The sequence below is a fragment of the Microcoleus sp. S13_C3 genome (assembly GCF_036700905.1).
GTDB lineage: Bacteria > Cyanobacteriota > Cyanobacteriia > Cyanobacteriales > Microcoleaceae > Microcoleus.
Window position 1 is genome coordinate 23,484 of sequence record NZ_JAUBPT010000021.1, and the last position, 15,680, is coordinate 39,163.

Consider the following 15,680-nt stretch of genomic DNA (forward strand, 5'->3'; position numbering starts at 1 on the left):
TTAGCCAATATTGAGCAAACTTATAATAATTTATTCTCAATCTATACCCTCCTTTAGCGCGATTAAGGAGCTCAATTAATTCGGCTTTTTCCCAAAAAATAAACCCAACAATTTGCTAAATACATTAGAAACTATGAAGCCTAATCTAGGAATAAACATCGCCGGCTACATCAACGGCGAATTTGGCATAGGAGAAGGTGTCCGAGCAAACATCCGAGCCGCAGAAGCCGCCAACATTCCCTTCGTCATCAACAATTTTACCCGCAGTCCCCACCGCAAGAAAGACACCACCTATCAAAATTTTAGCCAAGACAATCCCCATCCCGTAAACTTAATTCAAGTCAACGCCGATGAAGTTGCAACCTTTATTAAACATACAGGTTCCAGCTACTTTAAAAACCAATACAATATCGGCTTTTGGGCTTGGGAACTGCCCGCATTTCCCCCAGAATGGCAGCCAGCATTTAATCACTTTCACGAAATATGGACTTACAGCAACTATTGCGCCGAGGCAATTTCCGCAGTCTCGCCAATTCCCGTTATCAAAATCATGCCTAGTATTGCTCTTCCCGCACCTTCCCTGAAAAGAGAAGCACTGAATTTACCTAAAGATAAATTTATTTTCTTATTTGTATTCGACTTTTCCAGCCGCATCGAGCGCAAAAATACTTTAGCGACAATTCAAGCATTTAAACAAGCTTTTGGCGAAGATGACCGCCTCTTGTTGATTATCAAATCTTCTAATTCCAACAAATTTTTAGCGGCGCAAGCATCCTTAAACTCAGCCATAGCAAATAATTCAAATATCAAACATCTAGACGGGTATTTGTCCAAAAATAAACTTAACGGCTTGCTCTATAATTGCGACTGTTATGTATCGCTGCACCGCTGCGAAGGATTTGGCTTAACAATGGCTGAAGCCATGTTTTACGGAAAACCCGTAATTGCCACCGGCTATTCATCAAATACAGAATTTATGAATGTCGGCAACAGCTATTTAGTCAAGTATAAGTTAATCCCAATTGAGAAAGATTGCGGGCCTTACAAAAAAGGCAATGTTTGGGCCGAACCGGATGTCGAACACGCTGCGGATTTAATGCGGTACGTCTTCAACAATTACCGGGAAGCTCAACAAATTGGAGCGATAGCTGCTGAGGAAATTAAGACTTTACTCAACCCGCAAGTTACAGGGAATAAAATTAGAAAACGTCTCGAATATATTGCCGAGATTACCGATAGCTTTCAAAGCATACATCTTTCAGGAACAGCCAAAGCGCAGTCTGCCAAAATTAGGGCTAACTTGCCACCATCACAGCAAGAAAGTCAATCAAAAGCAGAACTGCAAAACGGGCAGCCGAAGGTTAGCATTTGCATTCCGACATACAACGGAGAAGCATTTATTGGGGAAGCAATTCAAAGTGCTTTGGCCCAAACCTACGCTAACATAGAACTGATTATATCCGATGACGGCTCCACAGACCGCACAATTGCGATCGCCCAATCATTCCAATCACAAACCTCAGTCGATTTCCGCATCATACTGCACCGCAACTACGGCTTATCACAAAACTGGAATTTTTGCATCTCTCAAGCAACAGGCCAATACATTAAATTTCTATTTCAAGACGACTTGCTCGCACCAGAATGTATTGAGAAAATGGTCGGACTCGCCCAAGAAAACCCCAAAATAGGTATGGTTTTCTCCCCGCGAGGCATCACCATAGCTGAAGATGAATCTAACCCGATTTTGCGGATAGCTTCCCAATCAATTAAAGATTTGCATAAAAGTTGGTCGAATTTAAAATCTATTCAGCCCGGAAAAGAATTACTGGCAGATACTAAGTGTTTGAGCAACCCTATCAACAAAATTGGCGAACCGAGTACCGTCTTAATTGCCGCGCGAGTCTTTGAAGAAATAGGATTATTTGATTCGGGATTATCTCAGTATGTAGACTTAGATATGTGGTGGCGAATTATGGGTAACTATCACATCGGATTTGTAGACGAAAAACTGTCCTCCCTGCGGATTCATCCCGAACAACAAACTTGGAAAAACTTCGCCGCTGGGGAAAACCATAAAGATGTAGTCAGATTTTACAAAAAACTACTAAATAGTCCTGATTACAGTTTCCTGGATCAACAAATCAAACAGACAATTCGCCAAAAGTTGGCATTGAGAACCCAGCCGAGTTTATCGGAATTGTCAGCAATGCTTGATCAATACAAGAAATTCCCCTCAAAACAGCCTCTTCTCGCGCTGCGCCCCTACCGCCAACAGCTAGCTGAATATTGGCTGAATTTGCCAGCGGAAAAATTAGAAACTGCTTACTCGAAAGACATGGGGAAAGCTCATAAATTGCTACTACATAGCGGTCTCAAACATGAAACTTTAACTGACGAAGAACAAAGTTTGGTTCAGGAGTTATCCTCGAAACTTGCTGAAGGAGGGGAAATTGCCGAGAAGATGCAATATCTCCTCGCAGTGATGCTGTACAGCGACGCTTATCAGTTGCCGCTTGAGTATAACAATGCAGCGATTCCCCAGTGGTTTTTTGACGACTTTTTGAAATTTATATTTCAGTCTCCCGGTTATTTTAAACAAAACTGGGAAGTAGAAAGGTACTCTGAATATTTCCAGCAGTTAATCAAGTACGTCGCTGCTAATATCGCCAGTTTTACCGATTCCGAAGTTTGGCGTTATTTGGCGGCTTTTATTGCGAAAAATGTTAGCTTCCAAGCTTTGTATTTGAGCGATATCAATCTGCTCAATATATTGAGTCAGCGAGCTGATATTCTGGAATTTTATTTGAAAAATATCGGCAGTCAAATAGAATGGAATTTTCCTCAGAGAGAACCTGAAAGAACTAAAATCAGAGTGGGGTTTTTGCTTGAGAAAATTAGTGATGAATCCGAGACTCGTGCAGCAATTGCGAGTTTTGAATATTTAGACAGAAGCAAATTTGAAATTATCGTGTACTATTTCCAGGTACAAGACGAGCAACTGGGGAAATATTGCGAAAATTGCGCCGACAAACTGGTGCAACTGTCAGAAGATTTGCCCAATCAAGTCCGAGAAATGCGATCGCACGATTTAGATATTCTGCTAATCTGCACCAATACTACCGACATTTCTCAACCAAGCGCGCTGCTGTGCCTGCACCGACTAGCGCGGGTGCAAATAGCTACGGGTGCATCAACCCCCGCAACCACCGGCGCCCGAAATATTGATTATTTCATTGCCGGAGATTTGACATTGCCCCCAGGTGCAGCAGCAGAGTATCGCGAAAAATTAATTAGTTTAGAAGGTTCGGGAGTTTGTTTAAGCTATACTGTAGGATCAGCACCTGGCCGAGTTGAACCGACTCGCAGGAGTTGGGGAGCCACCGACGAATCTGTAGTGTTCATGTCCGGCGCTCCAGCTTTGACAATTATCCCAGAACTGAGAGAAACTTGGGCAAAAATTATTGCGGCGGTACCAAATTCTATTTTAGTTTTGTATCCCTTTCGTTCGCGCAATGAAAACTATCCGACGGTGCCTTTTTACAACCAAATTCGATCGCTCTTTGCCGAATTTGGGATTGACAAAAAGCGCTTAGTTGTGATTAAAGCGCTGCCATCTCGCGCAGATTGCATAAAATGTCTGGAATTGGCTGATATATATTTAGACTCCTATCCATACAGCAGTGGCTGCTCCTTAGCAGAACCCCTGTTGGCCGGGTTGCCTGTAGTGGTAAGAAAAGGGCAAACAACTCGATCGCGACAATCAGCCGCAGTGATCGAAGAACTACTACTTCCGGAACTGGTAGCAAACAGCGAGAAGTCTTATTTAGAGCTGAGCACAGCACTGGGAACCAACCCAGAACTGCGTCGGCACTACCGGGAGCGAATCCAGCAAAAAATGGGGGCAAACCCCAAATATCTGGACAGTCGCGCTTGCTCGACCCAACTCGAAACACTCTTTGAAAGACTATTCCGAGAGTGAAGGAAGAAGGAAGTTCAGCAACTAAGCAGTGTACGGGATTTAACGGATGGATGTTGAGGGAAGAAGGAAGATGGCAGAAGTAAAGATTTTCCCACTCTCCCACTCTCGCATCCCCCTACCATTGTGAGACCCGTGGGGAACCCCTCGCTAGGCAGAGCGTCAAGAAATAGACAGCAATAGCGCTAGCCCACGGACGGTCTGCTATCATCGGGGAATCGAGGGGTTAGTGGTTGTCGCTCTTTTCCTGCCACAGCTAAATTAAAAGGGGAAGCGCAAGTCAGTTGGAGATAAAAAAATGACAGGACTTTTTCAAATAGGCGATAAATTACTGCAAGCTCAGGATATGCCATCGCTCCTGAAGCGGTACCAGTTGATGCCGCAATTCTTGCGCGGTGTAATAGTAGACCAAGCGATCGCATCCTTTAGTTGCAGCGACGAAGAACGCCAATCCGCCGTGGAGAACTTTCTGGCACAACACCAACTGACAGCCCCGGAAGCCAAAGAAGCTTGGCTGCGCGGCCAAAATATGACGGAAGAAGAACTTCAAGAGATGGCCGTTAGGCCCTTGCTGATCGAAAAATTTAAGCAAGCCACTTGGAGACCTAAAGTAGATAATTATTTTTTAACCCGCAAAGCCAGCCTAGACCACGTAGTCTATTCCCTGGTACGCACCAAAAATCCATCGCTGGCAAACGAACTTTACTTTCGCATCCTCGAAGGCGAACAAACCTTTGCTGAAGTCGCCCGCGACTATTCCGAAGGGCCCGAGTCCAAGTCAGGCGGCTTGTTGGGCCCAGTACCCCTCTCCCAGCCCCACCCGGCAATCAGCAAACTTTTGTCCGTCAGCCAGCCAAATCAACTCTGGACGCCGCGTCCTCTGGCAGAATGGATGGTAATTATTCGACTAGAAAAGTTCATGCCGGCCCAGCTCGATGAATCGATGCGGCTGCACTTGATTAACGAACTATTTGAAAGCTGGCTCGCCGAACAGATAGCGCAAATAGGCCCGCTACAGCCCCTCTCCTCCCTGTCTTCCATATCATGACAATCAAGCAAGTTGGTCAGGGGCCCCCGGATTTATCCGTGGAGACTTGAAAAAGCGTAGCATCCTGACAAAAACCCCCTGGATTCATCTGTGGATTCAATCTAAAATCTAAAATCTAAAATCTAAAATTGGATGACTTCTTCCGCTGTTTCCCTCTCCCAAATTCAGGATTTCCTAGCTCAAACACCTCCCTTTGACCGACTGTCAGAGACGGCTCTGACAGCCTTGGTGGCTAAATGCCAACTCCTTGGCTACCGGACGGGGCAACCCCTGTTTGAACGGGAAAAAATGCCGACTCAGGTGGCAATTATCTATCAAGGCCAGGCCCGGCTGCTGGGGTTTGACCAGCGCTCGCAGCGCCACGTAAGTTTACGCTTGGTGCAGTCGAAGGAAATTCTCGGCTGGGCTGGATTGCTCAGGGGAGTTCCCTGCGAAACCGCGATCGCCTCTACAGATGTGATCGCGATCGTCCTGCCTGCCGAAGAGTTCCTGAGCGTACTGGAAAAACAGCCGACCTTTGGAGAAGCATTTCGCGAACACTGTTCCTTGAGCGAAGTATTTGAACTGTTGAGCCTGGAATTGCAGCGCCAAGCCGACGGCACTTCCAATCTCAAGGAACTCACCCTGCAAGCTTGGCAAGATGCGACAGTTGTCAACGTGCCAAACGGCAACAAAAAAACTCAAGACATCGCCAAAGAGCTAGATGCCGATCGAGTTTGGCTTGTCAGCAGCGGCGTCTTGGGCGACTTTCCCACCGGCAGCCGCTTCTCTGTGGAAAACGCAGCCAAATCCTTAAAAGTAGAAGGCCGCCTCGGCGCCCGCTTGGTAGGGTTCCGGGAACCCCCAGAACCTCAAGAAACAGACCCATTGGGCCCGACAGATATAGTAGACCCAGGGCCCAAGCCGATCGGTGGAAAATTGATCGAGGTTTTACCCGGCCCAGACCGTCCCCCAGAACCCAAAACCGACCCCCAAACAAAGGATGGGGCGAGATACCCAGTTTTCCGCGCCAAAGGGCAGATTGACGCCCCGCTAGCTTGCTTCCAAATGTTGAGCAAGTATTTCGGCCTCAAATTTCGTCGAGATATCATCCGCAAAGTTCTAGAAAATCAGTTAAAAACCGCCGGTTCCATCAGCATCCAAGCCTGCGGGGCGATCGCCCAAAGCATCGGCCTCACGCCTCAATTGGCGCAAGTCCCAGCAGAAGCCATCAACCGCATCAAAGCTCCCGTAATGATTAAATGGCAAGATAGCTTTGCCATTATTTACAGCATCACCGAGCAAGAATTGGTGATGGCCACGCCCGAACAGGGGCTGATGCGGAAGCGGATACCTCAGTTTAAAGAAATCTGGGGCGAACAGGGAGAAGTCCTGCTGCTGCAAGCTCCGCAAGTTGAGCAAAAAGAGCAGTTCAGCTTCTGGTGGTTTGTGCCGGCGCTGATGGAACACAAGACAGTGTTTTTTGAGGTGTTGCTCGCTTCGTTTTTTGTGCAGCTATTCGGTCTGGCCAACCCATTAATCAGCCAAGTAATTATTGATAAAGTCTTAGGTCAGCGCAGCATTGACACCTTGGATATTTTGGGGGCATTTCTGTTAGGTGTTGCTCTGTTTGAAGGACTGCTCAACGGTTTGCGTACCTTTTTGTTTATAGACACCTCAAACCGCATCGATGTCAAATTGAGTGCAGAAATAATCGACCACTTGCTCCGCCTCCCCCAAAATTACTTTGACAATCGGCGCGTCGGAGATTTGGTATACAAATTCAGCATGATGGGCCAGATTCGGGAATTCATGACGAGTACAGCTCTGACAGTGGTTCTCGATGCGGTATTTTCGGTGGTTTACGTCGCCGTGATGCTCTCCTACAGCGTGCAGCTAACGTTTGTATCTTTGGCAGTGGTACCGATACTGGGGCTGATGATTGTTCTAATCAATCCGCTGGTGCTGCGCCTGATCAAACAGAGAAATATGCGTTTTGCTGACTCTCAATCTTATTTAGTGGAAGTAGTCAGCGGGATTCAAACTGTTAAGGCTCAAAATATTGAATTGAAATCCCGTTGGGAGTGGTCGAGCCGCTACGCAAAATACATTACAGCCAGTTTTAAAACAATTATCACGGGGACTACCGCAGGTACGGTTAGTAGCTTTTTAAACCAGGTGGGTAACTTAGCTCAGTTGTGGGTGGGAGCTTATTTGGTACTGGGAAATGAGATTACTTTGGGTCAGTTGATTGCTTTCCGAATTATTTCCGGGAACGTGACTGGTTCGCTGCTGCGTTTTGTGAGCGTCTGGCAGAGTTTCCAAGAAGTCTCGATGTCGATCGATATGCTTAAGGATATCGTCGATAAGCCGACGGAAACCAGCGAAGAAGACCGGAGCAATATCCCGCTGCCGGCAATTCAAGGGCAGGTTACCTATGAGGAAGTTTCCTTCCGATTCCTCGAAAGCGGGCCACTGCAATTGGCTAATGTGAATTTGGAATTTCCCGCTGGCAGTTTTGTGGGAATTGTGGGGGGAAGCGGTTCCGGTAAAAGTACGGCGATGAAGCTGTTGCAGCGTCTTTATCCGCCGCTGTCGGGCCGGATTTTTATTGACGGGTACGACATTTCTAAGGTGGAACTGTACTCGCTCCGCAGCCAACTTGGGGTGGTATTGCAAGATACTTTGCTGTTTAACTGCTCGGTACAGGAAAATATTGCTCTGAGCAATCCCGATGCAAGTACGGATGAGATTGTGCGAGCTGCGAAATTAGCGGTAGCTCACGATTTTATTATGGGCTTGCCTGCTGGCTACAATACGATAGTCGGAGAACGGGGTGCCTCGCTTTCTGGGGGTCAAAGGCAGCGTTTGGCGATCGCCCGGACGATTTTGCAAAACCCGAAACTGCTGATTTTGGACGAAGCTACAAGCGCCCTCGACTACCATTCCGAACGCCAAGTTTGCAATAACTTAGCAGAAGCTTTTGCCGGCCGCACGGTGTTTTTCATTACTCACCGCCTGACTACAATCCAAAACGCCGACATAATTATTATGATGGATCAAGGTTCTGTAGTCGAGCGGGGAACTCATAAAGAATTAATGGCTCTTAAAGGGCGTTACTACTGCCTCTTCCAACAACAAGAGTCATCGAATACCTGATATCTAACAACTCACAACCTATCGCTAACGCTTAACAACTGAGAACTAACAAATGGCAATGAAATCGTTAATACTTTCTGAGCAACCAGTCATTCTCGAAAAACCAGCGATTTGGTCGCACTTGTTTTTGTGGATGATCATGCTGATGACCACTTCTGCTGTAGTGTGGGCTTATTTTGCTAGCGTAGAGCAAGCTGTCCCCGCTGTGGGTCAATTAGAGCTAAAAGATGGTGCTAGAGACATCCAAGCACCTGCTACGGGCGCTGTGGTGAGACTTCACGTTGAAAATGGCGATCGTGTGGAAAAGAACCAGCCTCTGCTCACTTTCAACCCCCTTGCACCCAGTGCCGATTTAACATCGGTTCAGAAAACTAAAGAAGCTCTGGAAAAGGAAAATAAATTTTACGAAGATGTTGTCAACGGCAAAATTCAAGGCGCTGTTCCTTCTAACCTAGAATCAACTATCAAGGACAGACAGAGCCTCACGGCACAAAATCAAGTGCTGCAAGCTTTGATTGACGAACTGTACCTCAATCGGGGAGCCAGCGGAAATTTTGATGCTGCTCAGCAAGGACTTTATGTTAATTATCGATCGGAATTTCTGTCTCGCGTTGCTGCTGCTCAAGGCCAAGTTCAGGAGTTGGAAAAACAACTGAAGCAAGCTCAGGATGCTGAGAAAGCCGCCGGCGATCAAATGACAGTGGCACAGCAACAATTGGGTTTTGCCCAGAACCAATTAAATTATGCTCAGCAGCAGTTAAGTTCTTCGCAAGAGCAAGTAAAATCAGCCCTGGCTCAGAGAGATTTGGCCCAAGAACAGTTAACGAAATCCCAACAAGTATTGAAGTCGAACCAAAACATTCTAGGCAGACTCGCCCCCCTGGTGGAGGAAGGAGCCATTGCTGAACTGCAAAAAGAAAAACAGGAACAAGATGTTTTCAGAGGGCAAAGCGACGTTCTCAAACAGCAAGATCAAATCAAGCAGCGCGAAGGTGAAATCAACTCTCGCAAAGGCGAAATTAACACGCGCCTCGGTGAAATCAATACGCGCCGAGGCGAAATTAACGCGCGTCAAGGTGACATCCAAAAAATTACTGCTGAAATACGGCGCCAGCAAGGAGAGCAAGCACGCATTCAGGAGTCCATCAGCCGCGCCCAAGAACAGTTGAAAAACACCAAGGATTCCTGGGCAAAAGAACTTTACAGTAAAATTGCTGAAAACCAGAAACAAATTGCCAGCAGCGATTCTCAGCTAAGTCGCTTCAAAGTGGAAAACCTGAAAAAGTTGTCCGAGGTGAACGCTCAGCTAGAAAAGGCTCAACAAAACCGCGATACTCAAGTTCTGAAAGCTCCGGTATCTGGCGTTATCTTCGATTTGAAACCTTCTACGAAGGAGAAAGCTAAGTTGGATATGGCGAAAGATCCGATATGCCAATCCATTATTAATTCGGTGGTGAAACCGGGCGAACCGCGCCCAGCACGCTGCGAAGAAGCTTATTACGAAGCGCAGCAAACTGAAAAGCTGCTCAAAGTTTTGGATGACGACAACGGTCTGCAAGCAGTGGTTTACCTGGAAAACAGCAATGTGGCTCTGGTATTGGATGCTTTGAGACAGAAGCGGGCAAAATTGGAACAGTATCACGGCAAGCAATTAGACGGAGAAAAGATTGACTGCGAAATAGGTAAAAGTTGCGTTTGTCCAGAGAAGGAAGTTAACAGAGAGAAACTGGGTTTGACGAAATACCAATGCGTGCCTGTGGAAGTGAATGTAGAAGCTTTCCCGGCGCTGGAGTTTGGTACTGCTGAGGGTGAAGTGATAGAGATTAGCAGCGATGCAGAGCCTCCTACTGAACTGCGGAAATACTACGCTTTCAAAACCAAAATAAAGCTCAAAAATCAGAAGTTTGTTTTGAACAAGGGCAAGGCAAATCAAGTGGAGGTTAACTTGCAGTCGGGAATGTCCGTGAGTTCTAATATCAATATTGGCAAGCGGAGTGTTTTGCAGATGTTTATCAACCGATTTACTGGGAAAATGGATACGTTCAAGACTATTAAGTAGCGAAGAGTTGACTGTTGACGGTTGACTGTTGACGGTTGACTGTTGACGGCTGACTGTTGATTGTCAGTGGAAAAGCTGATGATGTCATGTCCGGTCGAGCGATCGCGATTTTTGTAGGGGCCCGTGAGCCAACAATACCTGCGAATAATTGACAATATCAAAAACCCGCCCCGGCCGGGATATGATGGTTAATCGATCGGACATGATATGACTAGATTTTACAATTCCGATGCTACCGGATTGGATATTAATGAAAAAAATCATATTATTTACTTTATATCTAATTCCTCTCCTCTTATTAATCGGATTTGTATCGAATTTTAGCGTTAACGTTCCCGTTGATGACGAGTGGAGGTTAGCTAGCCTTTTTGAAAAAATAGCTGCGGCAAATGTAACTTTTAACGATTTTTGGGCTTTGCACAGCAATCACCGCATAGTGTTCCCGAAAATAATTATTGCTATTTTGGCTTTTGCTTCCCAATGGAATATTAATTATCCGTTGTGTCTCAGCATAGGTTTGGCTGCGATAACTTTTATCGCTATGTACAAGTTATCCTCGATGCAGGTTAAGAATGCCGGGGATAATTTGTGGCATTTAGCTAATATTTTAACTTGTATTTGGCTTTTCTCTCTAGTTCAGCACGAAAACTGGCTTTGGGGATTTCAATTGGCTTGGTTTTTAGTCAATTTTTGTTTTGTCGCTGCGGTTTATGCGCTGGTTTTACCTCACAAATTATTGCCTAATATAGCGGTTTTTAATCGGATGAAACAGAGATGTTGCACCACGATTAATAAGCTATTTAGGAACGGGCAAGATGCCCGTTCCACAAGAAGATTGAATTTTTGTGGAACGGGCATCTTGCCCGTTCTGGAGAATGATGCAACACCTCAGATCGAACAGAGTAGGGACACGGCACTGTCGTTTCCCTACGATATTCAAATATCGATTGCTGCTTTATTCTGCTTTATTGCCAGTTTTTCCCTCGCGCAAGGCTTGCTTTCTTGGTTGGCTGCGATTCCGGCTGTGGCGGCTTTAGAAGGAAATGCGGCGCAAAAAAGAAAAAGACTTATTGTCTGGATGCTGCTGTTTGCGACAACTTGTGCTGTTTACTCAATTGATTATCATCCTAGCCGGAAAGCAAGTATTATTTCATTGTTGAATAAGCCGTTTGTGGTGATTGATTACTTTTTGAGTTTGTTGGGTTCGCCAATTGTGCGATCGCCTGGAATTTCAGCATTAGTTGGATTGCTAATAGTTGCAAGTTTCTTATTTTTGGTATTCTATTTCTTTGTCATTGGGAACCCTGCGAAGCTATCTCCCGCCCCTGCGATTCCTTCGCCCCAGGCAATGACAGATAGGAATGATATTGCTGAAAGCTATAGCAATCCCAACTCAGTTATGAACGTGGTTCAGGCTGCGACGCTGGACGGGCAAGATGCCCATCCCACAATTCATTTAGGATTACGGCAAGATACTCATTCCAATATTGATTTAGGAGTGCCATATCAGGCTTTACCTTGGCTGTCAATAGGTTTTTTTTCGGTTTTATCGGCTCTGTTTATTACGGCTGGTAGGGCAGAATTTGGGGCGATTCAGGCGATCGAATCGTCGAGATATACGACTAATTCAATTTTGCTATTAATTGCTGTGGTTCAGCTAGGGCAATTGTTTGTTCGAGGTAATTATCAAGAAACAAAAGCAACGTTAAAACGTAATTATAAATTTATTTATCGCGTAGTTGCAGGGCTGTTAATTGCCACAATTATTGTTAACTCTCAACAGGCGATCGCCCAAACTAGATCGGCACTTATTTACAAACAAGGCGCTCAAGATTGTTTGCAGTTAATTAACTATCTGGAACCCTCGGATTTTTTCCAAAATTCGCCGGAAAGCTGTTTGAGGGTGCTGAGCAAAAAAACTTGGCTGGTGAGAGAAGGCGCTGCAATTATCGACAAAATAGGTTGGAGAAAGTTCGCGAAAAATGTAGAGTTTATTTCTAATACGGAGAAAGTTTACGGTTATTTAGACAAACCTCAAACTAGCGAGAAATCCTTGACTGTTAAGCAAAATGATGCTGTCAAGGCTGCGGGTTGGGCGGTTTGGCCAGAAAAATTGCAACAGCCGAATATTCTACTGCTATCTGTCGGCGATAAACAATCTTTTTTTGCTAACGCTTATGTAAATTTGGACAGTCCCGACATCGCTAAGAGTTTAAAATCTGAGTTATACAATAATGCAAGGTGGGCTGTTGATTTGTCGGATAATAATTTGCCGATCGCCCAAACGGAAATTAAAGCTTGGGTGTATAATCCTGTTGACAACCAGTTTGTCCAGTTGCGCGGAGGATGAGGAGTGAAAATTTCTGTGATTATACCAGCCCACAATGAGGAGGGCTGTTTGTACGGTACTGTGCGGGCGATCGCCCAGACGCTCGATTTAGAAGGCATTCCGCACGAAATTTTGATTGTGAATGACAATAGTGTCGATCGAACAATTGATATTTGCCAGGAGTTGTCAGAGACTTTTCCCACAGTGAGATACATCAACAATCAACCTCCCAACGGTTTCGGATTTGCTGTGCGCCGGGGATTGACGGAATTTGACGGAGATGCTGCAGCAATTGTGATGGCGGATGCTTCCGACGATCCGATGGATTTGGTAGCAGGATACCGCAAGTTGCAAGAAGGATATGATTGCGTTTTCGGTTCCCGCTTTATCAAAGGTGGCTTGATAGTTGATTATCCAATTCACAAGTTAGCAATTAACCGCTTAGCAAACTGGTTTGTCAAAAGTATTTTCGGCTTGCGGTACAGCGATGTCACCAATGCTTTTAAAATTTACCGCCGAGAAGTAATTGAAGGCGTACAACCGATTTTGAGCCATCATTTTAATTTGACAGTGGAACTGCCTTTAAAAGCAATTGTTCGTGGTTTTTCCTATAAGGTAATTCCTTTGAGGTGGTACAATCGGACTGCTGGGATTTCTAAGCTGAAAATCAAAGAGATGGGCAGTAGGTATTTGTTTATTGTCTTGTACGTTTGGCTGGAAAAACATCTCTCTCGCGGCGACTACCACCGGACTAGAAAGATGAATGAATTGAAATTAGATTTATTGCCAAATTCAAGGAGTGAAGTTTTGACGGCGAAGGAATGATGACTAATGATTTTGGTACCGCAGCTATTGATACTTTGATGCAGATCGGAGATAATCAGTGCGATCGGTTAATCGTCATCCTACCTGGCATATTCTCGCGAGATGGAAAAATTCATGGCAACTTTGCGCTCTTCTCGCGGATTGCGTACAAAATCGAGTTTCCCGATTATAATGGTGAAGGGGATAAAAAGTAGGATAGTCAGCGATAATTTGACGAGAGAGGCGATGGGGAAGTTTGGGTTATAAAATATACCAAATTGGGAGGATTGAGTCATGGTTTTTACAGCCCAAGAAATGGCAAGATTGATGCCAGATGCCAGTCAATTAGAAAGTGACGAACCGGAAATGGAAAGTTCCCTACATTATATTCAACTAGCATTATTAGTTGCCTGTTTGGAATGGCAATGGCGCGAGCGCCACGACTTTTTTATTGGAGCAAACCTGACGGTTTACTACAGCCAGCAACAATTGCGGAATCGGGATTTTCGCGGTCCGGATTTTTTTCTGATCGCAAACACAGAAAAACGTCCGCGTCGTTCCTGGGTAGTTTGGGAAGAAGAGGGGAGATATCCCGATCTAATTATAGAATTGCTATCTAGTTCTACGGCAAGAGTCGATCGCAACGAAAAAAAGATATTATATCAGAATCGGTTTAGAACTCCCGAATACTTTTGGTTCGATCCTGAAGATTTAGATTTTAGCGGTTTTCGTTTAATCGGTCAAGAATATCAACCTATCATTGCCAATGAATTTGGTAGATTGTGGAGTGAGGTACTAGAATTATATCTGGGAATTCACGATGGGAAATTGCGTTATTTTACCCCAGATGGTGAGTTAGTTGCTACACCAGAGGAAGCTGCACTGCAAGCACAGGAGCGGGCCAATCGATTAGCGAATCAGTTGCGGGCTTTGGGCATTGAACCAGAATAGTTGAAGACTTACGCATTTCCGACCAAAGAAACCGGGTTTTTTATCTAATCTGCGGATTGCAGCGAAGGATTTTCGCAAAAAACCCGGTTTCTGGTCATCCGTGCGTCAGTCCTATAGTTGTCAAAATTCATTAAAAAGATGATTCGGTTTTAATGCGAGGTATACCTCAACACCCATTGTTCAATAATTTAACAGCAGTAATTAATCCTCTAAGAAAGTTGAGTCAATGCCTGAGAGAATTTTAATTGTGGGTGGTGCGGGTTTCATCGGCAGTTGTTTGGCAATTGGCCTGAAGAAACTGCACCCGGAATGGCAAATAATTTGTTTAGATAACCTGCGTCGCCGGGGTTCAGAATTGAATCTGCCTCGGCTTAAAAGTTGCGGTATTCAGTTTGTTTATGGGGATATTCGCACCGCGGCAGATTTAGATCCAGTTGCACTGAATGCTGACTGCATTATAGATTGTGCTGCGGAGCCTTCTGTGCTGGCTGGTTTTAGTTCGCCTCAGTACGTTTTGCAGACGAATTTACTGGGCACTGTAAATGTTTTGGAGTTGGCGAGACAAACGGGTGCGAGTTTGTTGTTTTTGTCTACGAGTCGGGTTTATCCGATCGCCAGTGTCAAATCTGTTAAGCTGTTAGAGTTGCCGAATAGATTTGCGATCGCCCCTGAGCAAACTTTACCCGGTATATCTGAGTTGGGCATATCAGAAGACTTCCCATTAAAAGGACACCGTTCGCTTTACGGAGCAACTAAATTAGCTTCGGAATTGCTGATTGAGGAATACAGGGAAGCATACAATGTGCCGACAATTATTAACCGCTGCGGGTTAATTACTGGTGCTTGGCAAATGGGTAAAGTAGATCAGGGAGTTTGCGGTTTGTGGGTGGCTGCTCACTATTTTCAAAAGTCCCTGAGTTATATCGGTTTTGGCGGCAGTGGGAAGCAAGTTAGGGATTTGCTGCACGTTGAAGATTTGTTGATGTTAGTTAATTCTCAGTTAGAAAATTTTCCTGAATTTGATGGCGAAGTTTTTAATGTAGGCGGTGGTTTTAGCAACAGTCTTTCTTTAGTTGAGACAACAGATTTGTGCCAAAAGATTACGGGGAAATCGATTTCAATTAATCCTGTTTTGGAGGAACGCGCGGGGGATATTCCGATTTTTATTACGGATTCTTCTAGGGTGATGGAGAAAACAGGATGGCGGCCTGTTATTGGGCCGGAAGCCGCTTTGCAGGATATTTATAATTGGATTGCTGCTAATGAGGTGGTTTTAAGTTCGATTTTGTAGGGAGTTTTTTAATGGCAGATTGCAAATAGTAGGGTGCGTCGCTATGGGAAATTTCGTCACTATTTGAGTGACTAGAACCGA

General features: G+C 45.1%; 9 protein-coding genes. All 9 read left to right on the forward strand.

Going from position 1 to position 15,680, the window contains the following annotated elements:
• The first annotated feature begins 133 nt into the window (after window positions 1–133).
• The 9 genes from QUA16_RS08640 (at window position 134) to QUA16_RS08680 (ending at window position 15,599) form a co-directional block, all read left to right on the forward strand.
• Window positions 134–3,982, forward strand: coding sequence for a glycosyltransferase (locus QUA16_RS08640; RefSeq protein WP_333102855.1), 3,849 nt, complete (start codon window positions 134–136; stop codon window positions 3,980–3,982).
• Window positions 3,983–4,277: 295 nt separating this feature from the next.
• Window positions 4,278–5,027 (forward strand): peptidylprolyl isomerase, encoded by a 750-nt coding sequence (locus QUA16_RS08645; protein WP_333102856.1) that lies wholly within the window; start codon window positions 4,278–4,280, stop codon window positions 5,025–5,027.
• 132 nt (window positions 5,028–5,159) lie between these two features.
• A complete protein-coding gene (locus QUA16_RS08650; RefSeq protein ID WP_333102857.1) occupies window positions 5,160–8,165 on the forward strand; it encodes a peptidase domain-containing ABC transporter in 3,006 nt (1,001 codons plus the stop codon).
• A 52-nt stretch (window positions 8,166–8,217) separates the two neighbouring features.
• Window positions 8,218–10,224 carry a chromosome partitioning protein ParA gene (locus QUA16_RS08655; RefSeq protein ID WP_333102858.1) on the forward strand — a complete coding sequence of 669 codons (2,007 nt, stop codon included), beginning with the start codon at window positions 8,218–8,220 and terminating at the stop codon, window positions 10,222–10,224.
• A gap of 250 nt (window positions 10,225–10,474) precedes the next feature.
• Window positions 10,475–12,574: a hypothetical protein gene (locus QUA16_RS08660; protein WP_333102859.1), complete on the forward strand. Its 2,100-nt coding sequence runs from the start codon at window positions 10,475–10,477 to the stop codon at window positions 12,572–12,574.
• A gap of 3 nt (window positions 12,575–12,577) precedes the next feature.
• Window positions 12,578–13,378, forward strand: coding sequence for a glycosyltransferase family 2 protein (locus QUA16_RS08665; protein ID WP_333102860.1), 801 nt, complete (start codon window positions 12,578–12,580; stop codon window positions 13,376–13,378).
• Window positions 13,375–13,572, forward strand: coding sequence for a hypothetical protein (locus tag QUA16_RS08670; protein ID WP_333102861.1), 198 nt, complete (start codon window positions 13,375–13,377; stop codon window positions 13,570–13,572). Before QUA16_RS08665 ends, QUA16_RS08670 begins: the two co-directional genes overlap by 4 nt.
• A gap of 79 nt (window positions 13,573–13,651) precedes the next feature.
• Entirely contained in the window at window positions 13,652–14,308 is a 657-nt protein-coding gene (locus tag QUA16_RS08675; protein WP_333102862.1) for a Uma2 family endonuclease, read from the forward strand.
• A gap of 226 nt (window positions 14,309–14,534) precedes the next feature.
• Complete coding sequence (locus tag QUA16_RS08680; protein WP_333102863.1) at window positions 14,535–15,599, forward strand: NAD-dependent epimerase/dehydratase family protein; 1,065 nt, start codon at window positions 14,535–14,537, stop codon at window positions 15,597–15,599.
• Window positions 15,600–15,680: the final 81 nt, after the last annotated feature.

Coding starts and splice junctions, on each gene's coding strand:
- QUA16_RS08645 (WP_333102856.1), top strand. CDS start 4,278: ATGACAGGACTTTTTCAAATAGGCGATAAATTACTGCAAGCTCAGGAT.
- QUA16_RS08650 (WP_333102857.1), top strand. CDS start 5,160: ATGACTTCTTCCGCTGTTTCCCTCTCCCAAATTCAGGATTTCCTAGCT.
- QUA16_RS08670 (WP_333102861.1), top strand. CDS start 13,375: ATGATGACTAATGATTTTGGTACCGCAGCTATTGATACTTTGATGCAG.
- QUA16_RS08680 (WP_333102863.1), top strand. CDS start 14,535: ATGCCTGAGAGAATTTTAATTGTGGGTGGTGCGGGTTTCATCGGCAGT.
- QUA16_RS08640 (WP_333102855.1), top strand. CDS start 134: ATGAAGCCTAATCTAGGAATAAACATCGCCGGCTACATCAACGGCGAA.
- QUA16_RS08675 (WP_333102862.1), top strand. CDS start 13,652: ATGGTTTTTACAGCCCAAGAAATGGCAAGATTGATGCCAGATGCCAGT.
- QUA16_RS08660 (WP_333102859.1), top strand. CDS start 10,475: ATGAAAAAAATCATATTATTTACTTTATATCTAATTCCTCTCCTCTTA.
- QUA16_RS08655 (WP_333102858.1), top strand. CDS start 8,218: ATGGCAATGAAATCGTTAATACTTTCTGAGCAACCAGTCATTCTCGAA.